The 26,066-nt window shown below is 60.8% G+C and carries 25 protein-coding genes; 22 read left to right on the forward strand and 3 right to left on the reverse strand.

What is annotated here, in order from left to right; translation table 11 throughout:
- Positions 1-118: 118 nt before the first annotated feature.
- The 14 genes from O5O48_RS04690 (at position 119) to O5O48_RS04755 (ending at position 14,643) form a co-directional block, all read left to right on the forward strand.
- Positions 119-1,663 carry an ABC transporter ATP-binding protein gene (locus O5O48_RS04690; RefSeq protein ID WP_269688301.1) on the forward strand — a complete coding sequence of 515 codons (1,545 nt, stop codon included), beginning with the start codon at positions 119-121 and terminating at the stop codon, positions 1,661-1,663.
- Entirely contained in the window at positions 1,650-2,732 is a 1,083-nt protein-coding gene (locus O5O48_RS04695; RefSeq protein ID WP_147811335.1) for an ABC transporter permease, read from the forward strand. The genes O5O48_RS04690 and O5O48_RS04695 overlap by 14 nt, the downstream gene beginning before the upstream one ends.
- Position 2,733: 1 nt before the next feature.
- The gene (locus tag O5O48_RS04700) at positions 2,734-3,660 is read left to right on the forward strand and encodes an ABC transporter permease (protein ID WP_228247627.1); all 927 of its coding nucleotides are present in this window, start codon (positions 2,734-2,736) and stop codon (positions 3,658-3,660) included.
- A 57-nt stretch (positions 3,661-3,717) separates the two neighbouring features.
- Positions 3,718-4,482 carry an outer membrane protein OmpK gene (locus O5O48_RS04705; protein WP_088277928.1) on the forward strand — a complete coding sequence of 255 codons (765 nt, stop codon included), beginning with the start codon at positions 3,718-3,720 and terminating at the stop codon, positions 4,480-4,482.
- A gap of 65 nt (positions 4,483-4,547) precedes the next feature.
- Entirely contained in the window at positions 4,548-5,198 is a 651-nt protein-coding gene (locus O5O48_RS04710) for a TetR/AcrR family transcriptional regulator (protein ID WP_147811338.1), read from the forward strand.
- A complete protein-coding gene (puuE, locus tag O5O48_RS04715) occupies positions 5,195-6,127 on the forward strand; it encodes an allantoinase PuuE (protein WP_269688302.1) in 933 nt (310 codons plus the stop codon). Before O5O48_RS04710 ends, puuE begins: the two co-directional genes overlap by 4 nt.
- Positions 6,128-6,129: 2 nt before the next feature.
- A complete protein-coding gene (alc, locus tag O5O48_RS04720) occupies positions 6,130-7,146 on the forward strand; it encodes an allantoicase (RefSeq protein WP_269688303.1) in 1,017 nt (338 codons plus the stop codon).
- Complete coding sequence (locus O5O48_RS04725) at positions 7,143-7,646, forward strand: ureidoglycolate lyase (protein ID WP_269688304.1); 504 nt, start codon at positions 7,143-7,145, stop codon at positions 7,644-7,646. Before alc ends, O5O48_RS04725 begins: the two co-directional genes overlap by 4 nt.
- Positions 7,647-7,739: 93 nt before the next feature.
- Positions 7,740-9,086 carry an amidohydrolase family protein gene (locus O5O48_RS04730; protein ID WP_269688305.1) on the forward strand — a complete coding sequence of 449 codons (1,347 nt, stop codon included), beginning with the start codon at positions 7,740-7,742 and terminating at the stop codon, positions 9,084-9,086.
- 32 nt (positions 9,087-9,118) lie between these two features.
- Complete coding sequence (locus O5O48_RS04735) at positions 9,119-10,069, forward strand: isopenicillin N synthase family dioxygenase (RefSeq protein ID WP_269688306.1); 951 nt, start codon at positions 9,119-9,121, stop codon at positions 10,067-10,069.
- A gap of 712 nt (positions 10,070-10,781) precedes the next feature.
- Positions 10,782-12,605 (forward strand): DUF4365 domain-containing protein, encoded by a 1,824-nt coding sequence (locus tag O5O48_RS04740; RefSeq protein ID WP_269688307.1) that lies wholly within the window; start codon positions 10,782-10,784, stop codon positions 12,603-12,605.
- Positions 12,606-13,032: 427 nt separating this feature from the next.
- Complete coding sequence (locus O5O48_RS04745) at positions 13,033-13,665, forward strand: HNH endonuclease (protein WP_269688308.1); 633 nt, start codon at positions 13,033-13,035, stop codon at positions 13,663-13,665.
- A gap of 53 nt (positions 13,666-13,718) precedes the next feature.
- Complete coding sequence (locus O5O48_RS04750; RefSeq protein ID WP_269688309.1) at positions 13,719-14,105, forward strand: hypothetical protein; 387 nt, start codon at positions 13,719-13,721, stop codon at positions 14,103-14,105.
- Between the two features lie 22 nt (positions 14,106-14,127).
- Positions 14,128-14,643, forward strand: coding sequence for a hypothetical protein (locus tag O5O48_RS04755; protein WP_269688310.1), 516 nt, complete (start codon positions 14,128-14,130; stop codon positions 14,641-14,643).
- A 171-nt stretch (positions 14,644-14,814) separates the two neighbouring features.
- On the opposite strand, the gene O5O48_RS04760 is transcribed toward O5O48_RS04755, so the two are convergent.
- Positions 14,815-16,182, reverse strand: coding sequence for an 8-oxoguanine deaminase (locus O5O48_RS04760; protein WP_269688311.1), 1,368 nt, complete (start codon positions 16,180-16,182; stop codon positions 14,815-14,817).
- Positions 16,183-16,501: 319 nt separating this feature from the next.
- On the opposite strand from O5O48_RS04760, the gene O5O48_RS04765 reads away from it, so the two are divergent.
- A complete protein-coding gene (locus O5O48_RS04765) occupies positions 16,502-17,431 on the forward strand; it encodes an isopenicillin N synthase family dioxygenase (RefSeq protein ID WP_269688312.1) in 930 nt (309 codons plus the stop codon).
- A 24-nt stretch (positions 17,432-17,455) separates the two neighbouring features.
- On the forward strand, positions 17,456-18,445 hold the full coding sequence (locus O5O48_RS04770) for an ABC transporter substrate-binding protein (protein ID WP_228246050.1): 990 nt from the start codon (positions 17,456-17,458) through the stop codon (positions 18,443-18,445).
- A gap of 36 nt (positions 18,446-18,481) precedes the next feature.
- On the opposite strand, the gene O5O48_RS04775 is transcribed toward O5O48_RS04770, so the two are convergent.
- Both O5O48_RS04775 and O5O48_RS04780 read right to left on the reverse strand, forming a co-directional pair.
- Entirely contained in the window at positions 18,482-19,234 is a 753-nt protein-coding gene (locus O5O48_RS04775; protein ID WP_269688313.1) for an alpha/beta fold hydrolase, read from the reverse strand.
- Positions 19,227-20,195, reverse strand: coding sequence for an isopenicillin N synthase family dioxygenase (locus O5O48_RS04780; protein WP_233048643.1), 969 nt, complete (start codon positions 20,193-20,195; stop codon positions 19,227-19,229). Before O5O48_RS04780 ends, O5O48_RS04775 begins: the two co-directional genes overlap by 8 nt.
- Positions 20,196-20,301: 106 nt before the next feature.
- On the opposite strand from O5O48_RS04780, the gene wrbA reads away from it, so the two are divergent.
- The 6 genes from wrbA to O5O48_RS04810 all read left to right on the forward strand — a co-directional run bounded on the left by wrbA (position 20,302) and on the right by O5O48_RS04810 (position 26,066).
- Complete coding sequence (gene wrbA, locus O5O48_RS04785; RefSeq protein WP_233048642.1) at positions 20,302-20,955, forward strand: NAD(P)H:quinone oxidoreductase; 654 nt, start codon at positions 20,302-20,304, stop codon at positions 20,953-20,955.
- Positions 20,956-21,138: 183 nt separating this feature from the next.
- On the forward strand, positions 21,139-22,149 hold the full coding sequence (locus tag O5O48_RS04790; protein ID WP_088277761.1) for an ABC transporter substrate-binding protein: 1,011 nt from the start codon (positions 21,139-21,141) through the stop codon (positions 22,147-22,149).
- A gap of 49 nt (positions 22,150-22,198) precedes the next feature.
- Positions 22,199-23,077 (forward strand): ABC transporter ATP-binding protein, encoded by an 879-nt coding sequence (locus O5O48_RS04795; RefSeq protein WP_269688314.1) that lies wholly within the window; start codon positions 22,199-22,201, stop codon positions 23,075-23,077.
- Positions 23,074-23,877, forward strand: a complete 804-nt coding sequence (locus tag O5O48_RS04800) for an ABC transporter permease (RefSeq protein WP_088277757.1) — start codon at positions 23,074-23,076, stop codon at positions 23,875-23,877. The genes O5O48_RS04795 and O5O48_RS04800 overlap by 4 nt, the downstream gene beginning before the upstream one ends.
- Before the next feature lies 1 nt (position 23,878).
- On the forward strand, positions 23,879-24,841 hold the full coding sequence (locus tag O5O48_RS04805; RefSeq protein WP_269688315.1) for a DMT family transporter: 963 nt from the start codon (positions 23,879-23,881) through the stop codon (positions 24,839-24,841).
- A 229-nt stretch (positions 24,842-25,070) separates the two neighbouring features.
- Positions 25,071-26,066 carry an ABC transporter substrate-binding protein gene (locus O5O48_RS04810; RefSeq protein ID WP_088277753.1) on the forward strand — a complete coding sequence of 332 codons (996 nt, stop codon included), beginning with the start codon at positions 25,071-25,073 and terminating at the stop codon, positions 26,064-26,066.

Raw genomic sequence — 26,066 nt, forward strand, 5'->3', positions numbered from 1 at the left:
GGTTTTGGCAAGCAAATTGCTGTCGTTGCAAATGTTGATTGATTGGTCAGTTATTAAATAGGGCGTTGCCCGGCCGGTCACCCTGAATCGCCGGCAAAGCGCCTATAGAGGAAACTGAATGGCAACCGCAGAACGCCTGAAGCTGGAACACATCGTCAAGGAGTACCCGGGATGCCGGGCGAACGATGGCGTCCAGCTCACAGTCAACGCAGGCGAAATCCATGCCCTGCTCGGCGAGAATGGCGCCGGCAAGAGCACCCTGATGAAGATCATCTACGGCGTCATCCAGCCCGACGCCGGCAGCATCACCTGGAATGGCCACCCGCTGACCCTGCAGGGTCCTGCCCATGCCCGCGAACTGGGCATCGGCATGGTTTTCCAGCATTTTTCCCTGTTTGAAACCCTGACTGTCGCCGAAAACATCGCGCTCAGCCTGCCAGCCGATCAGGCCCGCGACCGGCGCAAGCTGGAGGCGCGCATCAGCGAGGTCTCCGAGCATTACGGCATGGCGCTGGATCCGCGCCGTTACGTCAACACCCTGTCGATTGGCGAACGCCAGCGCGTCGAAATCGTGCGCTGCCTGATTCAGGAAAGCTCTCTGCTGATTCTGGACGAGCCGACCTCGGTGCTGACGCCGCAGGAGGTCGAAACCCTGTTCCGCACCCTGCGCCAGCTGTCGCACGAGGGCTGCAGCATTCTGTTTATCAGCCACAAGCTGCAGGAAGTGCGCGACCTGTGCCACCGCGCCACCGTGCTGCGCCAGGGCCGGGTGACCGGCGAGTGCAATCCGGCCGAAGTGAGCACCGACGACATCGCCCGCATGATGGTCGGCAATGAAACCCCGCTGTCGACCCGTGTTGAGCCGCGCGCGCCCGGCGAAGTGCTGCTGAACGTCAGCCACCTGAACTACCGCACCAGCGACCCGTTCGGCACCAGCCTGCAGGACCTGTGCATGAGCCTGCGCGCCGGCGAGATCGTCGGCATCGCCGGCGTGGCCGGTAACGGTCAGGACGAGCTGCTGCGCGCGCTGTCGGGCGAAGCGCTGGTCAGCAACGACAGCATCACCCTCAGCGGCGTGGCGATCGGTCAGGCCAAGCCGGGTCTGCGCCGCCGCCTCGGCGTCGCGGTGGTGCCGGAAGAACGCCTCGGCCGTGGTGCGGTGCCATCCATGTCGCTGGTCGACAACAGCCTGCTGACCGCCTACGGCGAAGGTATGGTGAACAAGGGCTGGGTGGCGCTGAACAAGGTGCGCGACTACGCCAGCCGTATCGTCGATGCCTTTGGTGTACGCACCGCCAGCATCGACAGCCATGCCACCAGCCTGTCCGGCGGCAACCTGCAGAAATTCATCATCGGCCGTGAAGCCATGCAGCAACCCAAGCTGCTGGTTGCCTCGCACCCGACCTGGGGCGTTGACGTCGGCTCGGCAGTGGCCATCCACGAGGCGCTGGTGCGGCTGCGTGACGAGGGCGCTGCGGTACTGCTGATCTCGGAGGATCTGGACGAACTGTTCCAGCTCTGTGGCCGCATGGGCGCGATCTGCGCCGGCCGGCTGTCGCCGCTGGTCAACACCAGTGACCTGACCATTGAACAACTCGGCCAGTGGATGGCCGGTGATTTCCCCAGCGCTGCACCTTCGGAGGTTTCCCATGCTGTCGCTTGAGCGTCGCGCCGTCGACTCCCGGGCCATGCAATGGGCATCCCCGTTGCTGGCTCTGGTCCTCACCATCATCACCGGCATGGGCATTTTCATGGCCCTCGGCAAGGACCCGGTGGAAGGTCTGACCTTCTTCTTCCTGACCCCGCTGAGCGATACCCACGGCTGGGCCGAGCTGGGCCTGAAGATGGCACCGCTGCTGCTGTGCGCCGCCGGCCTGACCATCTGCTACCGGGCCAAGCTGTGGAATATCGGTGCCGAGGGGCACTTTCTGATGGGCGCGCTGTGGGCCAGCGTGGTGGCCCTGCAACTGGGCGGCCAGAGCGGCCCCTGGGTGCTGCCGCTGGTGCTGATTGCCGGCATCGTAGCCGGCGCAGTCTGGGCGCTGCTGGCGGGGCTGCTGAAAACGCAGTTCCACTGCAACGAGATCCTGACCACCATCATGCTCAACTACATCGCCCTGAACCTGCTGCTGTACGCGGTTCACGGTCCGCTGAAGGACCCGTACGGGTTTGGCTTCCCGCAGTCGGAGATGTTTGCTGCAGCCGCCCTGCTGCCCAAGCTGATCCCTGATACCCGCCTGCATATCGGCCTGCTGTTCGGTCTGCTGGCAGCGGTGGCGGTCGGCGTGCTGTTTGCCCGCACCTTTATCGGGTTCCAGCTCAAGGTCCTCGGTCAGGACGAGCGCGCCGCCGCCTTCGCCGGCTTCCCGGCCAAGCGTCTGACCCTGCTGGCGTTCATTCTGGCCGGTGGTCTGGCCGGTCTGGCGGGCGCGTCGGAGGTGACCGGCCCGCTCGGCCAGCTGGTGCCGCAGGTGTCACCCGGCTACGGCTACACCGCGATCATCGTGGTGTTCCTCGGACGCATGCAGGCGGTCGGCATCGTGCTGGCAGCCGCGCTGCTGGCGCTGACCTTCATGGGCGGCGAGATGCTGCAGATAGCCATGGCCCTGCCCAAGGCGATCACCGGACTGTTCCAGGGGCTGCTGCTGTTCTACCTGCTGACCTGTGACGCCTTTATTCACTACCGCATTCGCATTCGTCGGGCCCCCAAGGCCGTGGCAGGAGAGGCCTGATATGGACAGCGTACTGATTACCAACGTACTGGCCGCGACCGTGGTCGCCGGCACCCCGTTGCTGCTGGTCGCCCTGGGCGAGCTGGTGTGCGAACGCTCAGGCGTTCTCAACCTCGGCCAGGAAGGCATGATGCTGATGGGCGCGGTGATCGGCTTTATCGCCGCCACCTCGACCGGCAGCCTGAGCATGGGCGTGCTCGCTGCCATGCTCGGTGGTGTGCTGATGGCCATGCTGTTTGCGCTGATGGCCATTACCCTGGCGGCCAACCAGTATGCCGCCGGCCTGGCACTGACCATCTTCGGTATCGGCCTGAGCTCCTTCGTCGGCGCAGGCTTTGTCGGTCAGTCGATCGACGGCTTTGACAAGATCGCCATTCCGCTGCTGTCGGACATCCCGGTCATCGGCCAGGTGCTGTTCAACCAGGACCTGCTGGTCTACGGCTCGCTGCTGATCTTCGCGCTGGTGTTCTGCTTCCTCAAATACAGCCGCGGCGGCCTGGTTCTGCGCGCCGTCGGCGAGTCCCCGGAAGCGGCCAATGCCAACGGTCTGAAAGTGCTGCCGGTGCGTTACATGGCGGTGGCCTTCGGCGGCGCCATGGCCGGCCTGGCGGGCGCCTACCTGTCGCTGGCCTACACCCCGATGTGGACCGAAAACATGACTGCCGGTCGCGGCTGGATCGCGCTGGCCCTGGTGGTGTTCGCTACCTGGAAACCCGAGCGTGTGCTGCTCGGCGCCTACCTGTTCGGCGCCGCCAGCATCTTGCACCTGGTGCTGCAGGGGCTCGGCTGGAACAGCTCAACGGAGCTGCTGGCCATGCTGCCCTATGTCGTCACCATCATCGTTTTGGTGTTGTTGTCGTGGAATCCCGCGCGGACCCGCCTCAACACACCCCTATCAATCGGCCAACCCTATAGGCCGAGCAAATAACTTGAGCACCCACTATGCCAATCAAAACTAAATCACTGATTCCAGGAAGCATTGAATATGAGCACACTGCAAAAAACGCTGATCGCCGCTTGCATCGCAGGCGCCTTTGTACCGAGCGCCTACGCTGAGAAGTATTTCTCCGACTCCAGCATCTCTGTCCTGTACAGCGATGACTACGCCCGCGTTAACTTCGACGGCGCCGGCAAGAAGACCTCGCAGACGTTCTTTACCTTCGAGAACGCCAGCGGTCACGACTGGGGCAGCACCTTCTTCTTCGTTGACCGTAACCAGGGTCACGGAAAAGACACCGATTCTGACGATCTGTACGGTGAATTCGCGCCTAACCTGAGCCTGAGCTGGCTGACCGGCAGCAAGCTGGGCGGCGGCCTGATCAAGGACTACACCCTGTCCGCTCAGTACGAATTTGGCGGCGGCACCAACGTCAACAACTACATGGTTGGTCCGGGTATCGACTGGAACATCCCGGGCTTTATGTACGTCGGCACCCGTTTCTACTATGTAGACAACAGCGAAACCTCTGACGATTATCAAACCACCGTCGTCTGGGGCAAGGCGATGGAATTTGGCAGCACCCGTATCCTGTTCGACGGCTATATCGACTGGTCCACAGCGGAAGACGATCACAAGTCCGACTTCCACTTCAACCCGCAGCTGAAGCTGGACCTGGGTAACTACCGTGGCAAGCCGGGCGTGCTCTACGCAGGTATCGAATACTCGTACTGGAACAACAAGTACGGTCTGAACGACGATGTAATGGAAACCGAAAACGCGGTCAGTGCGCTGGTGAAATTCCACTTCTGATCACGGCAATGGGGGTTCGGCCGTGATGGTCGAACCCCTGCAATGGTGTAAAGGCGATGGAACAGATGACAAACAAAAGCGCATCCAAGACCTACCGACCCGGTCGCATCCGCGAGCGTAACCACGAAATCATTCTGGCGGCCGCCGAGCAGGAATTTGCCCTGCACGGTTTTCGCGGCGCCACCATTCAGAACATTGCCGAACGGGCCGAACTGCCCAAATCGAACGTGCTGTACTACTTCAGCAACAAGAAGAAGATCTACGCAGCCATGTTCGACGATATTCTTGCGCGCTGGAACGCCGTGTTCTCCAGCGTGACCGTCGACGACGACCCCGCCGAGGCGCTCGCCAGTTTTATCCGCGCCAAGGTCGAGATGGCCCGCCTGTATCCGCTGGCCTCCCGTCTGTTTGCCATGGAAATCATCCAGGGCGCCCCTTTTTTGATGACCCACCTGCGCACCAACATGCGCGAATGGGTGCGCGGCCGCGCCGGGGTCATGCAGCAGTGGATTGATCAGGGCCGCATGGCGCCGGTAGACCCGGTGCAGCTGATCTTCCTGATCTGGTCCTCAACCCAGCACTACGCCGACTTCCAGGTGCAGGTGCTGATGGTGGAAAACAAGGCCGAATACGAGAAGCAGGACTTCGACCGCGTGGCCGACTTCCTTACCGACATCATTCTTCGCGGCTGCGGCCTCGAGGTACCCAAGAAATGAGCAATTCGCACTACCCGCGTGATCTGATCGGCTACGGTGCCGAGCCGCCCAAGGCCAACTGGCCGGGGCAGGCACGCATCGCCGTGCAGTTCGTGCTGAACTACGAAGAGGGCGGCGAGAACTGTGTGCTGCATGGCGACAGTCACTCGGAAGTCTTCCTCTCCGACATCATTGGCGCGCAGGCCTTTGCCGACCGCCACATGAGCATGGAATCACTCTACGAATACGGCTCGCGCGCCGGTGCCTGGCGCATCCTGCGCGAGTTTCGCCAGCGCGGCCTGCCGCTGACCGTATTTGGCGTCAGCATGGCCATGCAGCGCCACCCGGACATGGTCCGCGCCTTTATCGAAGACGGCCACGAGATCGCCTGCCACGGCCTGCGCTGGATTCACTATCAGGACATGAGCGAAGCGCGCGAGCGCGAGCACATGCAGCAGGCTATCGAGCTGCACACCGCACTGACCGGCCAGCCACCGCTCGGCTGGTACACCGGCCGCGACAGCCCGAATACCCGCCGGCTGGTGGTCGAGGCCGGTGGCTTCGAGTACGACAGCGATTACTACGGCGACGACCTGCCGTTCTGGACCACGGTCGACGCCGGCGCCGGCCCGCAGCCGCACCTGGTTGTGCCCTACGCGCTGGACACCAACGACATGCGCTTTGCCATCGCCGGTGGCTTCAACAGCGGCGAGCAGTTCCTCCAGTACCTAAAGGATGCCTTCGACGTGCTCTACGCCGAGGGCGCGGAAACGCCCAAGATGCTGTCGATCGGTCTGCACTGCCGCCTGGTCGGCCGCCCCGGCCGCTTCCGCGCGCTGCAACGCTTTCTTGATCACATCCAGAGCCACGACAAGGTCTGGATCACCCGCCGCATCGACATCGCGCGGCACTGGAAACAGACGCACCCTTACCAGCCTGCCAAGGATTAACCATGAGCACCGCCATCATCGCCCCGGCCGTCGACGGCCCGGCGTTTACCAAGACCGGCCTGAACCTGGCCGACGCCAGCCTTGGCGCTGAATTCCTCTGGGCGACCGACCAGTTCTTTGCCCCCGGCATCCGCATGCTCAACCCGGAACCGGCGGCGTTTTACCCCGGCCTGTACGACGACAACGGCAAGTGGATGGATGGCTGGGAAACCCGCCGCCGCCGCACCACCGGGCACGACACCGCGATCATCAAACTGGCGCTGGCCGGCACCCTGCAGGGCGTCGACTTTGACACCAGCTTCTTCACCGGCAACTTCGCCCCGGCGGTCTCGCTGGAAGCCTGCTACAGCCCGGACGCCGAACCGAGCAACGACAGCGACTGGACCGAACTGCTGGCTGCCGTGGAGCTGGGCGGCAACGCGCATCACTTCCATGAACTGACCTCCGATCAGGTCTGGACCCACCTGCGCCTGCACCTGTACCCGGACGGCGGCGTCGCCCGCCTGCGCGTCTACGGCACCCCGCACTGCGACTGGTCGAACCTCGACAGCAGCCAGACCATCAACCTGATCGCGCTGGAAAACGGCGGCAATCAGGTGGCCTGGAGCGATGCCCACTACGGCGAGCCGCGCAAGCTGCTGCGCCCCGGCCGCGGCACCGACATGGGCGATGGCTGGGAAACCCGCCGCCGCCGCGAGCCCGGCAACGACTGGTGCATCCTCAAGCTCGGCCACAAGGGCCTCATTGAGCACGTGGAAGTCGACACCGCGCACTTCAAGGGCAACTTCCCGGCACGCTGCTCGATCCAGGCCGCCTGCGTTGAACAGGGCACCACCAAGAGCCTGATCACCCAGAGCATGTTCTGGCACACCCTGATGGACGAACAGCCGCTGACCGCCGACGCCATCCACCAGTTCACCGAACTGAACGATCTCGGCCCAATCACGCACATTCGCTTCAATATCATTCCCGATGGCGGCGTCAGTCGCCTGCGCCTGTTCGGCAAACCGGTTGTATGAGCAGCCCGCGCGTACTGACCGTCGAGCCACTGACCCGCGAGGCCTTCGCCCCGTTCGGCGATGTGATCTCCACGGTTGATGCCGACAGCTTCCCGATCAACAACGGCCGCACCCAGCGCTTCCACGCGCTCGGTACGGTGCAGTTTCTGGGCGAGGGTGCCGAAGGCATTTTCTCGATCTTCCGCGGCCAGCCGCTTGAGCCGCTGGAAATCAATCTGATGGAACGCCATCCGCTGGGCAGTCAGGCCTTTGTGCCGCTCAACGGCACGGCGTTTTATGCGGTGGTCGCCGCCCCCGGCGACTTTGATGAATCCGCCGTGCGCGCGTTCTACGTGCCAGGCGACCAGGGCATCAGTTACCATGCCGGAACCTGGCATGCACCACTGCTGCCGGTCACTGCGGACGCCGATTATCTGATCGTCGACCGCCGTGGTGCAGGTAACAATTGCGATGAAGTAACCCTTAACCAACCCCTTGTGCTCCGCTCGGACAGCCTCTGAGGAAACCATCAGCCACGCTGATGCATTCCGTGCCCGCCGTGCCGTCACAGTGTCCGGAACCGCTAACCCGGTTCAGATTGCTATGAGGTACATATGAACCACTTTGCGCTGCACGATGCAGCCATCTTTACCGTTGACCCAGGCAACCGCGTCATCCCGCGCGGCACCCTGATCGTCGAGGACGGGCGCATCAGCGCCGTCGGCCCCAGCGACGAGCTGATCATCCCGCCCGGCATGCCGGTGATCGACGCCAGCGGCCACGCGCTGCTGCCGGGGCTGATCGACGCCCACTCCCATTCCAGCCTGATGCGCGGCGTGACCGAAAACATGCAGCTGATGGAATGGCTGCCCTACTACCAGCTGGAACACCGCGCCCTGACCGAGGAGTACGCCTTCCACTCGGCACGTCTGTGCTATCTGGAGGCGCTGAAAAGCGGCACCACCTGCGTGATGGACATGTACCGCTTCATGCACCGCTGCGCCGATGCCGCTGGCGAGATCGGCCTGCGGGTGAATCTCGCGCCCTACGTGGCCGACGATCCCGGCAAGGACTTCTTCGCCACCCGCGCCGAAAACCGCGCGCTGATCCACAGCCACCACGGCGCACAGAACGGCCGCATTCAGGTCTGGATGGGGCTGGAACACCTGTTCTACTGCACACCCGACGCCTACCGCGAAGCGCTGGAATGCCAAGCCGAATACGGTGTTGGTATTCACACCCACGCCTGCGAGCAGAAGGAAGAGGACGACGCGGTCAAGGCGCACTTCGGCCGTCGCTCGATTGCCCAGCTCGATCACTACGGCATCCTCGGTGAGCGCACCCTGATCGCCCACTGCGTGTGGCTCAACGACGCCGAGATCAAGCGCATCGCCGATACCGGCACCAGCATCGCCCACTGCCCGATCAGCAACGCCAAGCTCGCCAGCGGCGTGGCCCGTGTACCGGAAATGCTCGCCGCCGGCATCACCGTCGGCCTCGGCACCGACGGCCCGGTCTGCAACAACAGCCTCAGCCTGTTCGAAGAAATGAAGTTCGCCTCGCTGATCCAGAAGGCCACCCGACTGGACGCCACCGTGCTGCCCGCCGACCAGATCCTGCGCATGGCAACCATCAACGGCGCGCGCGCCTTGGGCCTCGGTGACCGCATCGGCTCGCTGGAAGTCGGCAAACAGGCGGATCTGCTGCTGCTCGATCTGGCGCAACCCAACCTGACACCGACCGAGATCAATACAGCGGGCGGCAATTTGCTGTGGAATCTGGTCTTTGCCGCCGACGCCCGCAACGTCGCCGCGGTCTGGGTCGATGGTCAGCAGCTGGTCGCCAACGGCCGCGCCACCCGGGTGAACGAACAACAGGTACTCAGCGAGGCCCAACAGCATGGGCTGGCGCTGTTTCAGCAGTGTCGCGATATATCGCACCTGCGTACGTCTATGGTTTAAGCGACTGCACGCACGCAGTCAGGAGTCATCACATGCAATCACTACCCCTTATCTCCGTCGCTGGCCTGAACAGCGAAGACCCCGCCGTCCGCGCCGAAACCGCCCGCCAGCTGGGCGTTGCCTGCCGTGAAATCGGCTTCTTCTACGCCATCGACCACGGCATCCCGGAAGACGTCATGGCTGGCGCGTTCGCCAACTCCAAACGGGTGTTCGAGCTGCCGCTGGAAACCAAGCAGGAAATGTCGATCAAGAAGTCGCCACACAACCGCGGCTACGTCGCCATGGCCGACGAAAAGCTCAACCCGGAAGCAGGTGCCGACATGAAGGAAGCCTTCAACATCGGCACCGACTTCCCGGCCGATCACCCGGACGTACTGGCCGGCAAACCCTTCCGCGGCGTCAACTTCTGGCCACCGCTCGATGGCTGGCGCGAAGCCATGCTCGGCTACTTCGACGGCTGCCTGAACCTTGGCCGGCTGATCCACAAGGGGTTTGCGATTGATCTGGGCCTGCCGGAAGACTTCTTCGTTCAGCACCTGACCAGCCCCATCGCCACCCTGCGGATGCTGCGCTACCCCGCCAGCGCCGGTCAGATCGACCGCGAAGACGGTGGCGCCGGCGCCCACACCGACTACGGCAACGTCACCCTGCTGGCCACCGACAAGGTTGCCGGCCTGCAGGTGCTGACCCGTCAAGGCCAATGGATCGACGCCCCGCACGTACCGGGCGCCTTCGTCTGCAACATCGGCGACTGCCTGATGCGCTGGAGCAACGACACCTACGTCTCCACCCCGCACCGCGTACGCCCGCCGGAGCAGGAACGCTACTCCATCGCCTTCTTCCTGGAAGTGAACCCCGACTCCATCGTCGACCCTCGCGACGTGATCCCGGGTGAAGCGCCGAAGTACGAGCCGATTAGCTGTGCCGAATACCTGACCGCCCGCCTGAATGCCACTTACGAGCATCGGGTAGAGCCGTCGTAACGGCCGACGTTGATCGTTCCCACGCTCCGCGTGGGAATGCTCCGATGGGGCGCTCTGCGTCCATTCCTGACTGCTTCATCACCCACGCACCGCTGCTCAACCTCTGCGCCGGTATCTAACTCGCCTTTCGCCTTCTCCGGCGAGCCAAGAGGGGCTGCTTGCCCAGCCCCCCTTAGCAATCCCCCGGGGCACCCGGCTACGCGGCCCTTCGGGTTCGCTGCGTTGCTCGATTTATCGGGGAGCCACAAAACTCGGGGCTACGCCCCTCAGACATCCTGTGGCTCTTTTTCCCGATAAATCTGCGCTACTCGCCCGCGTAAACGGGACTTGGGTCCGTGCATTAGTCAGGTTTTGCGAATCTCACAGCCCAAGCAGCACCTGATCCGACCGCAATTCAGGGTTGGCAAACGCCGGCCCTAGTAGCACTATCAAATCACCGCACTTCTCGCGGCCCCGTCAGGAGGCATGGATGCTACATAGACTCGACACATTTCTCTTCGAATACCCAACAGCGCCATCATCTGCGCGCAAGGCCACACCGTCGACCAACGGAACATTAAGCCTCGCGCGGCTTAGCGTTCCGCGCTCGCGCGAGAAAGCTGTTACCAGTTGAAATACAAGAAAAATACGGAGCAAGCCCATTCGGCACTATGCCGCGTATTAAAAGTTAGCGCGGTCTCACCACTGTTAACTGCCTACTCATGGAGAATCAATGAACGCGAAAGAAATTGGACGCAAAGCAGGCAGAATACTCGCGTTTCATCTACCTGATCACTGGATATTTAGATCACAGGAAGATCAAGAAGATTACGGCATAGATGGTGAGATTGAACTCACTAATGAATATGACAATGCAACCGGCTTTATTTTTAAAGCTCAAATAAAAGGACAGGAAGCAGTTTCTATTATCGAAAATGGGACCATTGCATCTTTCAACCTTAAGCTTGAAAGACTTAGATATTACATGCAGGAAGTAGAGATCCCTGTAATTCTGATTGTAGTGGACGTAACCACAAATAAGATTTTTTGGAAAAGCCTACAGGATGATTCTCAGCTTAGGGAAAGCATGAAGCTGGCCTTGGACAATAGCCAGAAGAGTATTGCTATTCATATCCCAGTAACCGATACACTACCTGAAAAGCAGGAAGAACTTTTGGCGTCCGTCGAGACCAATATGAATTGGTTGCGGGCTAGCGCACTAAGCAGAATGACATCACCAATCGAGACTATGATTAAAAAGTCGCCTGATGCGCTTATTGCAGAAATGCTAGAAAAATCAAAACAGATGAATTTTCATTTGTTTGGTGAAGCCTTCGAAAGACTCTATGTAAGTGGCGAGTTCGATGCGTTATTTGATAATGCTAAGGACGTCTTAAACTCTGCAACTGAAAAAGTAGAAACTAGATTTTGTGCAGGCCTATATATAGAGCGCGTCTACTTGCAAAAGATATATCCAAGGCCAGAAGAATATCAAAGATTATGCTTCAATTTGTATGTATTGCTTATAGGTCTGGTTAGAGAAAACAAAGCAAAAAAGCATATTCGCCTATATTCCATACTGTTATTGCGAAGCATTAGATTAAAAATTTCAGTTGATGCCGACTATCACTATTATCTGTCTGCAAAAATGTCAGAAAATGATGGCTTAACTAAGTGGGTTGTGGGTTTTTCAAGATCTCAAATAGTGCTGAAGGCCGCAAAGGAAATTGAAAAAGTCGTTCATCTTATAAATAGAATAATCCTCTCAGGAAATAAGTATATACTGCTTGAAACCTTACCAAGAATAGGGCCCAAGGTTGCAATATTCGCACATAGGTTGTCGATGGATGGCCTGGATGAACAATCGAATCACTTATATGCATGGATGAAATTTTGCATTGACCTATCCATCGAACTTTCGAAAGAGCTTGACCAAGAAAATTTCATAGCTGAAATGCTCATTTTAAATTCAACCTTTAAGATAAACACCCCAGAAGCGGACTTTCATCTCGATGAATCTTTTGAGTTGGCCAAACTCATTAAGAGTGAATTTATAAGAGCTAGCGTTACTGATACGATTACTAAAATAAAAGCTGACATTAAGAAAAGCAATGAAGATGCAAGCCCAGAAGATGAGCTAAAGTTTTTTCGTGAAAGGGCAAAAGCTTTAGGGTTCGACTACGATGACCCTAAAGATGAAATTGGCCAGATAATAAAACAAGGGCTTAAAGATTATAATCCTGAGAGAGTCATCAAGGATTGTGAGAATTTAATAGTATTTCCGTCTAGAGCACAAGGAATCCCTGCTAGAATGCTGGGATTACCATCCGCAGCGATGAAGTGGGTGCATTGTATAAAAAAGGGGTATGCCATGGGTGGCTGGGACTTGGATAATATTTACAAGTCGCCTATTGAAGAATTCGGTTTCGAAAATCAGTATTGCAGAAACTGTGAGCATAAAAATCCAAGGCCCAGCGACTGGAATTGGAATAGTAAATGGCAAAACGAAGAGATGCGAAAGCATAAAGACATCATCGCCAAAATCGACTCGATGTGATCACAGTGAACAAAGCGCTACTGCCGGACAAGTTTTCCGCTGCGCTCCAAACTTGCCGCCGAGCGCGGCGTTAATGCGAAAAAAGCACCGAAAGAATTCGCGCCCCTGAAATGTCCAAACTGTGCTTAACCGCCAAAATACATGACCAATGCACGGACCCCGAGTCCCCGTTTACGCGGGCGAGTAGCGCAGATTTATCGGGAAAAAGAGCCACATGATGTCTGAGGCTCGAAGAGCCGAGTTTTGTGGCTCCCCGATAAATCGAGCAACGCAGCGAACCCGAAGGGCCGCGTAGCCGGGGTGGCCTAGGGGGTGCAGGGGGAAATGGCCATGCATTTCCCCCTGCTCGCCGTGAAGGCGAAAGGCGAGCAAGACCAAGCAAGGCCGCCCAAGAAATGAGCGTTCAAAATGGCTATCCGAGGCAACAATGAGCAATTACGACCATCCCAAACGCTGCTTTAGAGAGCCAACCCCAGAAATATTTGATGCTGCTCGCTATCTAGACGCAGCCGTTTCTGCTCATTTAAACGGCCATAGCAGCTTGGCTATCGAGCTATTCACTCTCGCAAACGACCCAAAAGTTTGGGCTTGGACTGACTCTATTTGGGGAAAGAAAAGCCCTTTCGTGCGGATCAAGAAACAGCCTAACAAAGCGCCTGGAGAGAGAGTAAAGGCAAGAATGCCCACCGCCATCCGGAAAGCTGAATTGCACAGCAGGGATGGCTTTCATTGCAGATTTTGTGGAATTCCGGTCATCCGTGCAGAAATAAGAAAAGTGCTGCACATTGCTTATCCAACTGCGGTTCCCTGGGGCCGCTCGAATGCATCTCAACATGCCGCCTTCCAGTGCATGTGGGCTCAGTATGATCATGTGGTTCCACACTCTCATGGCGGAGCAAACGATCTTGATAACCTTGTTGTAACCTGCGCCGCGTGCAATTTTGGGAAGATGGAGTACACCCTTGATGAACTCGGCTTAATAGACCCAAGGACTATCCCTCCGATTCAATCAAGCTGGGACGGCCTAGAACGAGTCGCAGGATTTATTGGCAAGCCCTGACAAAGTGAATGGTCGCCACCCGAGCCTGCTCGCCGTGAAGGCGAAAGAGTGACGTGAAGCATCAACGCAACCGCTCGTTAAAGCACGAAGACCAAACGCAGAGCGCCCAAACCATCAACAGGCCATCTGATCACATGGAACAACAGCTGCTTTTGCTCATCAGTTTTGCGCTCCTGATAACGCCCGTCCTGCTCACACGCTGGCGCTGGTTCTGGATATTTTGCTGTGCGCTTGGCATACCAACGGTATTGGTGTGGGCGCAGCATTTCTACGTCATATCCAGACCAGAGCACACAGAGTCGCCCGGTGCCGCGCTTGGTATGGCTTTTTTGATGGTGCCCACGGTGGCACTCGCGCTGGGCATGTTCTTGCGCTATCTCCGCTGGATTGTCGAGGTGCTGATCAGCGAGCACAAAGAGCGGCGGAGCAACGGCCGGTAGGTATCACGCGGCCACAGGAACGATGGCCACCAGCCTGCTAGGCTGTCCGAGCATGTTTTTTCAGACTTACCTAAAACAACGGACGTTTACCATGCGACAGCTTTTGACGAACAACACCCTGCGCTATCTGTGCCTCTTGGTCCTTTTGATTCTGGTGCTCCCAGAAGCGCACGCATGTCGGGGCCGGAGTGTTGAAAACAAACTGTTCTTCACCAACCTGCCCGATCCGCTGCCTGATGCAGACGTTGTAGCCAAGGTAATCTTGCTCGACGTGTTTATTGAGGATTACCGCATAGGCTGGGCAACAGCCAGAGTCCATCAGGTGATTGAAGCAGCAGAGGGCGTAATCGAAGAGGGTGACGTTCTCACTCTGAAGTACCCGATCTCAAGTTGTGGCCCTTGGCATAAACCCGGCGAGACTGGTGCCATTATCGCGATTACAGGCACCGACAGCGATAGCAGTGTTGTGTGGTTTCCATATTTCTATCGTGAAAGTGACGATAGAACCTTTGCTCCAGAGACGGAGTTTGATTGGTGAGTGGCGCGCCACAATACGGTCGCAGAGCGGCCTGATCAACAATCCCGATAAACGTCTTTCCCGCGCAGGCGGAAATCCAGTGATACTGCCAGCCCGCATGGATCCTCGCCTGCGCGAGGATGACGGGTGTCGGTGGGTATCGTTATGCGCTCGGCAACAGCCAAACAGCCCCTATTTACCCAACACCAACTCCCTTGCCAACGCATTGTGCTCTTCAATAATCAGCGGCAACTCCCGCGTCAACAGCACGCCGTCTTCAATCACCTGACGGCCGTTGATGATGCTGTGGGCGACGCGTTGCGGGGTGCAGAAGACGAGGGCGGCGATGGGGTCGATGAGGGCGCCGGCGAGGGCGATGTCGTCGGTGCGGAAGGCGATGATGTCGGCGCAGTAGCCGGGCTGGATACGGCCCAGCACATCGCTGCGGCCGAGCACGTCGGCGCCGCCGCGGGTGGCAATGTAGAGCGCTTCGCGGGCGCTCATGGCGGTCGGGTTTTCATCGCGCACGCGGGCCGAGAGCATGGCCTGGCGGGCTTCGTCGAGCAGGTTGTTGGTGTCGTTGGAGGCGCTGCCGTCCACGCCCAGGCCGACCTTGACGCCGGCGTCGCGCATCTTGCGGATCGGGGCGATGCCGGAGGCCAGCCGCATGTTGGAGCAGGGGCAGTGGGCGACGCCGGTGCCGGTGCGGGCGAACAGGGCGATACCCGGGTCGTCCAGATGCACGCAGTGGGCGTGCCAGACGTCGTGGCCGACCCAGCCGACCGATTCGGTGTATTCGGTCGGGGTCATGCCGTAGCGCTCCTTGCTGAAGGCAAGGTCCTTGGCGTTTTCTGCGGTGTGGGTGTGCAGGCCAACACCGTAGGAGCGCGCCAACGCCGCGCCTTCGCGCATCAGGTCGGTGGTCACGGTAAAGGGTGAGCAGGGGCCGAGGGCGACCTTGATCATGGCGTCGGGCGTGGCGTCGTGCAGCTCTTCGACCACCCGCTGCATTTCCTTGAGGATGGCGTCTTCATCCTGTTCGACCAGCGCATCCGGCGGCAGCCCGCCCTTGCTCTGGCCCAGACTCATGGCACCGCGCACGGCGTGAAAACGCATGCCCATTTCCTGCGCGGCCTGCACGCTGTCATCCAGCCGGGTGCCGTTGACGTAGAGGTAGGCGTGATCGGCGGCGGTGGTGCAGCCCGACAGCATCAGCTCGGCCAACGCGGTGCGGGTGGCGGCGCGCTGCATGGCCGGGGTGATGTTCTGCCAGACCGGAAACAGCGCGGTCAGCCAGTCGAACAGCTCGGCGTCCTGGGCGGCGGGCAGGGCGCGAGTCAGTGACTGGAACATGTGATGGTGGGTGTTGATCAGGCCGGGGATCAGCACGTGGCCGGTCATGTCGATGACCTTGTCGGCGGTGTCCGGCAGCTCGCTGGCGGGGCCGACCGCTTCGACGCGGTTTCCGCGAATGAACACGGAGCCGTTGGCAATTTCACGTTGCTCGTCATCCATGGTGGCGATGACCAGCGCGTTCTTGAGCAGCAGGGTGGGCGTCATAAGATTCCTCGGCATTCGTTATGTTGACCAGAAGGACAAACTTTCTCCTGCCGCGCGGCATGCAATTGTGGGGCCGCCGTAAACCGCGCAAATCAGGTGCCGTTGGCCCCATTTCAGCACAGTATCAGTGCATTCGCCGGCCAAACTGGCGCGTAATCGCGCACCCACCCCCATGCCAGAGCGCTTGGCACAGCCCTTGCTTTTTCAATTCCTGCTTATTTGGTCAGGTTATGAGTCGTGTCGTCCTGTTGCAGGTGCGAGGACTAAACCACAGGCGCTCCGGCGCGCGCTGGAGCTTCACTCGCAACAGGAGACACTGATGACAACGGACTCAATACCGGTAATCGACTTTTCACCCTTTATCGACGGCGACGCAGCGGCCCGCGCCGAGGTAGCGCGGCAGATGCGCCAGGCCAGCAGCGATTGGGGCTTTTTCTATCTGTCTGGCTGCGGCATGCCAGCGGCGCAGCTGGCCGAGGCTTTCGCTGCCTCCAAGGCCTTCTTCGCCCTGCCCGACGACGACAAACAGGCCATCGCCTGGCAGAGCGCCGAGAGCAATCGGGGTTACGTGGGTGTGCGTCGCGAGCGGCTGGACGCGAGCAAGCCCGGTGATCTGAAAGAGGCGTTCAACCTCGCACCTGAGCAGCCGGGTGGCCCGCTCAACCTGTGGCCTGCGGCGCAACCTGCTTTCCGACCTGAGATGGAAGCCTTTATGGCCGAGTGCATCGCTACCGCCGACCGCGTGCTGGAAGCCTTTGCCGTGGCGCTTGACCAGCCAGACGACTTTTTCGTCACCGCCCACAACCGCCATCACCACACCCTGCGGCTGCTGCATTACCCGCCGCTGCCAGAGGGCTTCAGCCCGCAAGGCGGCGAGAACCGCGCGGGCGAGCATACCGATTACGGCAGCATCACCCTGCTGTTTCAGGATGACGCGGGCGGGCTGGAAGTGCGCACCCGCGCCGGTGAATGGCTGGCCGCGACGCCGATCCCCGGCACCGTGGTGGTCAACACCGGTGACCTGATGCACCGCTGGACCAACCACGTGTTCTGCTCAACCCCGCACCGGGTGAACGTGCCGCCGCAGTCGCTGCACCGCGATCGCTATTCCATCGCCTTCTTCTGTCATCCGAACAAGGATGCCGAGATCGCCTGCATCGACACTTGCGCCAGCGCCGACAACCCCGCGCGCTACGCCCCGATTTCTGCTGGCGACCACCTGCTGGAACGCCTCAACGCGACTTACTGAGTTCACCATCAAGGAGTTTTACCCATGCAATTCAAATCTCTGAAACTGACCGGTCTGGCCCTGGCGCTGGGCTTCAGCGCCGCCACTACCAGCGCCGCCGACCTGATCCCGGTGACCGTCACCACCACCTGGTATGCGCAAGCCGAGCACGGCGGGCTGTACGCCGCCAAGGCGGCAGGTATCTATGAAAAGTACGGCCTGGACGTGACCATCAATATGGGCGGCCCGCAGGTCAACAACGTGCAACTGCTGATGGGCGGCAAAACCGACTTCAGCATGGGCTACGCGCTGCAGTCACTCAATGCCGTGAAAGAAGACATCCCACTGGTGACCGTGGCCGCCTGGTTCCAGAAAGACCCGCAATCGCTAGTAGTGCATGAAGGAGCCGGTAACGACAGCCTCGAAGACCTGAAGGGCAAGGGCATTCGGATTCCCACTGCTGGCCGCGTGGCCTACTGGCCGTGGATGAAGGCGCAGTACGGATTCTCCGATGAGCAGCTGCGACCGTATGACTACAGCTTTGGCCCGTTCATCGCCGATCAGCAAGCGATCCAGCAAGGCTACGTGACCAACGACGGATATTTTCTGGCCAAGGAGAACGTAGCGGCCAAGAGTCTGCTGCTGGCCGACTACGGCTGGGATGCCTATGCCTGTACGCTGGATACCACCGCCGAGATGCTGGAAAAGAACCCGGACGTGGTTAAGGCCATGGTTGAAGCCACCGCCGAAGGCTGGGCAGCCTACTTCGCCGACCCGGCACCGGCCAACGCGCTGATCAAAGAGGCCAACCCGGAAATGGCCGATGAGCTGCTGGCCTACAGCACCGCCAAGATGCAGGAAGAAGGCATTCTGCTGTCGGGCGATGCGGCCGACGGCCAATACGGCATCATGACCACCGCGCGCTGGAAAGGCTTCTTCGAGGATATGGTCGCAGCCGGCACCCTGCCCGCCGACCTTGACTGGCAGAAGGCGTTTGACCTGACCTTTGTTAAAGCAATGTACGGCGCGGAGTAAGTAAAGCAGGGAGCCGCTTGCGGCTCCCTGCTTCCATCAACTGGCAAACGCCAGCAAGGCTTCAGCAACCGCCGCCGTCTGCACTACCTGCGGTACATGCCCACAGGGCAGGCTGACGACCTGCGCGCCCGGCACCAGCGCTTGCATCTTGCGCTGCGCGGCGAGCACCACGGAGCGGTCTTCTGTGGCCTCTACATACAGCCGTGGCAGACGGCCAAAGCGCTCGGCGGTCCAGTTGGCGACCAACGCTCGGGTGCCTTCGGGTTGGCTACAGAAGCGTTGCGCTGCGGCCATGGCCTGGTCGCGCGGCAAATCCTGCAGGAATACCTCGCATACGGCCTCGGGCGGCACTTCGGACGACTGACGATCCTCGGCCCAAACCAGATGCGGCCAGATGCCTGCTGCTTCCGGGTTGGTCGCGAGCAGCGAGTTGCTCAACTCGGCAAAGCCCAGCCCGGAAGGCAACATCATGCCCGCCAGATAGGCTACGCCCACCACGCGCTCGGCGAGCATCTCGGCCGCTTGGGTAACAATCACGCCGCCACCTGAATGGCCAACCAACAGCAGTGGACCGTCAATCTCGGCACAGGCACTGGCGATATGCGCCATGCAGCCGGCCATGCTGATGTCTTCGGCTGTGGCCGGATGCTGCGGGTTGCCCGGCATGTCGAGCGCCAGCACGCGATGGCCGGCGGCTTCCAGTTCGGGTTTGAGGGCATCCCATACCCAGCTGCCGGCCCAGGCGCCGTGGATCAATAAAAAGGTCGGCTTGTTCACTGGCTCAGGCATAGGTCCTCCGGTACATCTCCTGCAGATGCGCCTCGACCGTGGTCACCGGATAACGCGGCGCATCGCCCGGCTGCAGACAGACCGGCAGACAACGCACTTCGTGATCGGGGTTGCCGCTGTAGAAAAACGGCACCGAGTAGCGCTCCGCGCCGGAGGTGTTGACCACCCGGTGCAACGTCGAGCGGTAGCGATCGTTGGTCCAGCGGGCAATCATGTCACCGAGGTTGACCACGAAGGTGCCGGGGATCGGGTTTGCATCAATCCAGCGCTCGCCCTTGGTGTCCCAGACCTGCAGGCCGGGTTTGTCGTCGAGCAGCAGTACGGTGATGCCGCCAAAGTCGGTGTGCGCGCCGCAGCCCTTTTCACCTGGCTGGGGGTTGCCCGGCTGGGGCGGGTAGTGCAGCAGGCGCAGGGTACACAGCGGCGATTCGCAAAAATCGGCAAAGAACTCTCCCGGCAGGTTCAACGACAACGCCAGCGCGGCCATGATCCGGGCGCTGAGCTCGGTCATTGCAGCGTAATACTGCTCCATCACCGGGCGGAAATCGGCGACGCCTTGCGGCCATTGGTTGGGGCCCATATTGAAGCGGGTCAGCGCGCGCGGGTCATCGGCGGGCACCTCCTCACCGATATAGAAGCCTTCCTTCAAATCCGGCGGCGCACCGGCTTCAAGGGTCTGGCCGCGCAGCGGCTCGTAGCCCCGGTTGGCCTTGGACTGGGCCTTGTCGACCGCCAGCTTGTCGGTCATCGGCAACTCAAAGAACCGCTTCGACGCCGCGAACACCTGCTCGATCAACGCAGGTTCGATGCCGTGGCCGCTGACGTAGAAAAAGCCGCTGTGCTCGCAGGCATCGCGAAGCGTCGCCGCCATCGCCGCTTTGTCCCCGATGCTGCCGCCCTGCATCGGGCTGATGTCGATCACCGGCAGGTTGGCTGCCACTGACCCATACTGCTCTGTCATGTCGTTCTCCAGATGAATCAAAACAGGTTGTCCATCTGGTCAGGTATTCATATTGCATGCCAGCCCGTGTAGCGATTTGTTCAACGTCACTCAGGAGCATCCATTCATGACCCCATCGCGCATCACCATCGTTGTTGATTCCCGCTACGGCACCACGCTGACGCTGGCCAAGGCCATCGCCGAAGGCGCCGCCAATGAGCAGGCCGAGGTCCGTTTGCGCCGGGTGGCGCTGTCGGAACCGGAGTTCAGCGTCGATACCGAACGCGCCGACTTTATTGCCGCCCAGGCCGAATACCGTGATCTGCCGCAGGCCAGCATGGCCGATCTGGAGTGGGCGACCGGCATCATCTGGGGCTCGCCGACCCGCTACGGGCTGATGAGCACGCCGCTGCGTGCCTTTATCGACGAGGTCGCACCGCTGTGGCGCCAGGGCGCGCTGATCGGCAAGGTGGGCGCGGCTTTCACCTCCACCGGCGGCATGCACTCGGGCAACGAGATGACGCTGATCAACCTGCTGCTGCCGTTCCTGCAGCACGGCATGATCCTCGCGGGCGTACCGCACAGCGTGCCGGAGCTGGTGCACACCCGCAGCGGCGGCTCGCCCTACGGCGCCTCGGCGGTCACCGGCTTCAACGGCACGCTGGGCGTAGATGACGGTGAGCAGGCGATTGCCCGCGCCCTCGGTGCACGGGTTGCGCGTCTGGCCGCGCAAATCACCCCGGAACCGGCCTCGGTGGATCTGGCTGCGGGCAGCCACTGACTCGCGAAAATTGAGCCGTCGCAGTGCAAGGCGCCCGCACTGCGACGCAATCCGGTGCACATTTTTACTGACCAACTGTTCAGGAAATGCAAATAACGGCACTTACGGCACATGGCACGGCGCTTGCTGCAGGAGAAATGTTGAATAACTGGTCAGCTATCTACTGCAAGCAAGGAGCAACACATGCGCCACCCCCGCAAGAATCTGAAGTCGTCTGCACTGCTCGGCATGGCCGGCGCGGTGCTTGCCAGCGGTTTGTCCACATCCCTGATGGCGGCCGAGCTGGACGAAGTCGTATTCGGCACCAACTGGTATGCCCAGGCCGAACACGGTGGGTTCTATCAGGCCAAGGCCACCGGCCTGTATGAGAAATACGGTCTGGATGTGTCCATCGAGATGGGCGGTCCACAGGTCAACGGCATGCAACTGCTGGTCTCCGGCAAGCGCGACTTTTCCATGGGCTACGCCGTCGGCGCCGTCAAGGCAGTAGAGCAGGGCATGCCGGTCACAACCGTGGCCGCCGCCTTTCAGGGCGACCCGCAGGCACTGATCGCGCACCCGCACATCACCTCGCTGGAACAAATCAAGGCCGAGGGTCTGCCGGTCTACATCGCTGCTTTTGCCAACACCACCTTTTGGCCCTGGCTGAAGTCCAAGTACGGCTACACCGATGACATGATCCGCCCCTACACCTTCAGCGTCGCGCCCTTCCTCGCGGACACCAATATCGTGCAGCAGGGGTATCTGTCGTCCGAGCCCTTTGCCATGGAGAAGGCGGGCATCAAGCCGTCCGTGTTCCTGCTGGCGGACTACGGCTACCCGGCCTACGCCACTACCATCGAGACCACTGACGGGCTGATCGAGAAAGATCCCGATCTGGTGCGCCGCTTTGTGCAGGCCAGCATGGAAGGCTGGGCCAGCTACTTCAAGGACCCGGCACCGGGTAACGCGCTGATCAAGGAAGCCAACCCGGAAATGACCGACGAGCAGATCGCCTACGGCATCGCCAAGATGCAGGAATACGGTCTGGTGACCGGCGGCGACGCGGCCACCCGCGGTATCGGCGTGATGACCGACGCACGCTGGGCGAAGATTCACGAGTTCATGCTGGAAGCCGGCCTGGTGGATGCCAGCCTGGATATCCACGACGTGTACAGCCTGGATTACCTGCCCGCCGAACCCGTCCTGCCCTGATTAACCGACCAGCCGGCGGCCCGCCTGCGGGCCGCCCCGGGAGATACCCATGACAAGCTCCAACGTGACGCCGCTCAAGGCCACACCGGTCGATGACAGCGCCGCCGAGCTGGCGCATACCGACAGCAACGGCAACCCGCGGCCAGTGCTGCAGGTTGAAGGCGTAAACAAGATATACGCCAACGGTACCATCGCGCTGAAAGGCGCCGACCTGACCATACGCCAGGGCGAATTCGTCAGTCTGCTGGGCCCCTCCGGCTGCGGCAAGAGTACCCTGCTGCGGATCATGGCCGGCCTTGGTGAGGTGACCACCGGCACCGTCAAGTTCTGGGAGCAGGGCTATGACGTGGTTGGCGACAAGGGCCGCAAGCTGGCCTTCGTATTTCAGAACGCCACCCTGATGCCCTGGGCACGGGTGCGCAAGAATGTACGCCTGCCGCTGGATCTGGAACACCAGCGCGGGCCGGAGGTCGAGGCCAAGATCGATGATGCACTCGAGATGGTCGGCCTCAAGGGCTTTGACAACGCATTCCCGCGCGAGCTGTCAGGTGGCATGCAGATGCGCGCCTCGATTGCCCGCGCCATGGTCACCGAGCCCAACCTGCTGCTGATGGACGAACCCTTCGGCGCGCTCGATGAGATGACCCGCAACAAGCTCAACGACGATGTGCTCAAGCTGTGGCAGAAGAACGGCTGGACCATCGTGTTCGTTACCCACAGTGTCTACGAGGCGGTTTACCTGTCCAGCCGCGTGGTGGTGATGGCTGCCCGCCCGGGCCGCATCGTCGACGACATCCGTATCGATCAAAGCTTCCCGCGCAACGCCGACTTCCGCGTTTCGACCGAGTTTGCCGGCTACTGCCGCCAGGTCTCGCAGGCGCTTGAGCGTGCCAGCGCCATGGGCCAGCCACAGGAGATCAAGGCATGAGCACGCCGCTGATCCAGAACGAAAACTTCGTCAAAGTCGCCGCGCCCCTGGGCGTCGGTATCCTGTTTCTGCTGTTCTGGGAAATTGCCGTCCAGGCGCTGGAGATGCCCAAATACATCCTGCCGGGGCCGATCGAGATCTTCAAAGCCCTGATCGACGGCTGGCAGCCGCTGCTGGGGGCGCTGTACATCACGTTGAAAGTGACCTTCCTGGCCTTTGTCATCGCGGTGGTGCTGGGCGTGGCCGCCTCCTTGCTGTTTGTACAGAGCAAGTGGATCGAGATGAGCCTGTTTCCCTACGCGGTGCTGATGCAGGTGACGCCGGTGGTAGCGATTGCCCCACTGATTATCATCTGGGTGGATGACACCACCTGGGCGCTGACCGTCTGCGCGGTGATCATCGCCATCTTCCCGATCATCTCCAACACCACACTGGGGCTGCGCAGCGTCGACCCGAACCTGCTGAGCATGTTCCGCATGTACCGCACCAGCCGCTGGCAGGAGCTGGTCCGCCTGCGTATCCCGGGCGCGCTGCCGTACTTTTTTGGTGGCCTGCGCATCAGCTCGGGTCTGGCGCTGATCGGCGCGGTCGTCGCCGAGTTCGTCGCCGGTACCGGCGGTGCCAAGGCCGGGCTGGCGTACATGATCCTGCAGTCGGGCTACAACCTGCAGATTCCGCGGATGTTCGCCGCCCTGCTGCTGATCACCCTGACCGGTATCGCGCTGTTCGCCCTGATGGTCTGGCTGTCCAACCGCGCCCTGCAGAACTGGCACGAAAGCGCCCTCGAAGTGGAGCACTGAGGTGGCCCGGAACGCGACCGCCGGCAGCACCGGCGGTCACAGCTACGCCTTCCGGCTGGGCTATCTGCTGCTGTGCTTCAACGCCCTCGGCTGGGGGCTTAATTTCCCGGTTCTCAAACTCGGGCTGGCCTACAGCCCGCCGATGCTGTTCACCTGCCTGCGCATGGCGCTGGGCACGCTGGCGATGTTTGCCATCGCCGCCGCGCTCGGCGTGCTGCGCTTGCCTCGGCGCGCGGATGTGCCGGTGCTGCTGTCAGTCGGGATTATGCAAAACATGGCCTTCATTACCCTGGTCACCCTCGGCGTGCAGTATTTGCCGGCGGGACGGGCGGCGATTCTGGCCTACACCACGCCGATCTGGGTGGTGCCGGCGGCAGCGCTGTTTCTGGGCGAGCGCTTTACCCTGCCGCGCGCCATCGGCGTCGGCCTGGGGCTGGCCGGCCTGCTGACCGTGTTCAATCCGTTGAGCATCGACTGGTCCGATCATGAGGTGTTCATCGGCGGCGGCTTGATCATGCTCGGCACCATACTCTGGACCGCCGGGCTGATTCATGTGCGCAGGCATCACTGGCAGGGCGACGTGCTGTCGCTGATCCCCTGGCAATTGCTGACCTCGGTGTTGGCGCTATTGCCGCTGGCGTTACTGGTAGAAGACCCGGGACAGATCGACTGGCAGCCGGACTTCATCTGGATGCTGATTTTCAGCGGGGCGATTGCCTCCGGCATCTGCGTTGCGGCGCAGGTGGCAGCGATTCGCTCTCTGCCCGCGGTCAGCCTGTCGCTCAGCTCGGCCTCGGTACCGGCAGTTGGCATGCTCTCGGCTGCCTGGTTCCTGCATGAGGTACCCACACCAAGCGACCTGACCGGCTTTGCGCTGATCGCACTGGGCATTCTGATCGTGGGCCTGGCAGATCGCCGCCTTGCCCTGCGCAGCCGCAAGGTCGCCCCGGACCCGTCCGGCTGAGAACGCACGAGACTGGTTCACGCCGCACCAAAAACGCGCGGCGCCCTGGTCAGGAATTCAGGTGCACCGCCGGCCAAGCCCGTGACAGAGCAATAAGATCCTGAAAATACGGGGTTTTCAGCCAATTTCCGACATTTCCGAAAGCTGGCCCGCAACTTGCTGAATAGAAATAAAACCTGCCCAACTGGTCAGGATAAAAAGCCAAGCACATCACTCTGGAGAATGACTCATGTTGAAAAAAGCGTCCGGCGTTCTGGCGATGGTCATCGCCATGTCTGCCAGCGGGTTCGCCGCTGCAGCCGACAAGGTTACCTACCAACTGGACTGGCTGCCGGGGGGCGACAAGGCTCCGGTCTACGCCGGTATCCAGCAAGGCTTCTTCGCCGACGAAGGGCTGGAAGTCACCGTTGCCAGTGGTCGCGGCTCCACTGACGCCATCACCAAGATCGCCACCGGCCAGGCTGACATCGGCAGCGCCGATATTGGCGCCCTGATGGCCGCCCGCGCACAGGACACCGTGCCGGTCAGCGCCGTCTACATGATCTTCAACCAGGGCCCGCACGCCTTCTTCGCGCTGTCCGACAGCGGTATCAACAGCTTCACCGATATCGCCGGCAAGAAGGTCGCAACCTCGCCGTTTACCTCCTCCAACGCGTTTCTGCCGCTGGTGCTGGAAGCCAACAGCATGCCCGCCGATTCGGTCAGCCTGACCAAGTCCGACCCGGGTGCCCTGGGTCCCATGCTGGTCACCGGCAACACCGACGCCATCATCGCCTGGGTCACCAACATTGCGCTGTTCAAGCAACAGGCTGCGGCCGCCGGCAAGGACATCAACGTGATCCGCTGGTCGGATGCCGGCCTGTCGCTGTACAGCTCCGCCGTTGTTGCTGCAGACAAGTTCCTGACCGAGCGGCCAGACGTTGCCAAGCGCTTCATGCGCGCCTATGACAAGTCCCTGCGCTTCACCCACGAGCACCCGGAACTGGCTGCCGCCGATCTGCACACCATGGTGCCGGAAGTCGACGCCGCGGTTGCCACCGCGCAGATCGCCGACTCCATGCCGCTGACCTTCAACGAAATCAGCGAAGCCGACGGTCTGGGCACCATGACCCCCGAGCGCATCGCTTCCACCTGGGAGTGGGTCGCCAAGGCCAACGAGCTGAGTGTTGACTCGCTGGATCCGGAAACCATCGTCAACCGCGACTTCATGCCTGTAGCGGAGTAA

This window comes from Halopseudomonas sp. MFKK-1 (assembly GCF_027474385.1).
Taxonomy (GTDB): Bacteria; Pseudomonadota; Gammaproteobacteria; order Pseudomonadales; family Pseudomonadaceae; genus Halopseudomonas; species Halopseudomonas aestusnigri.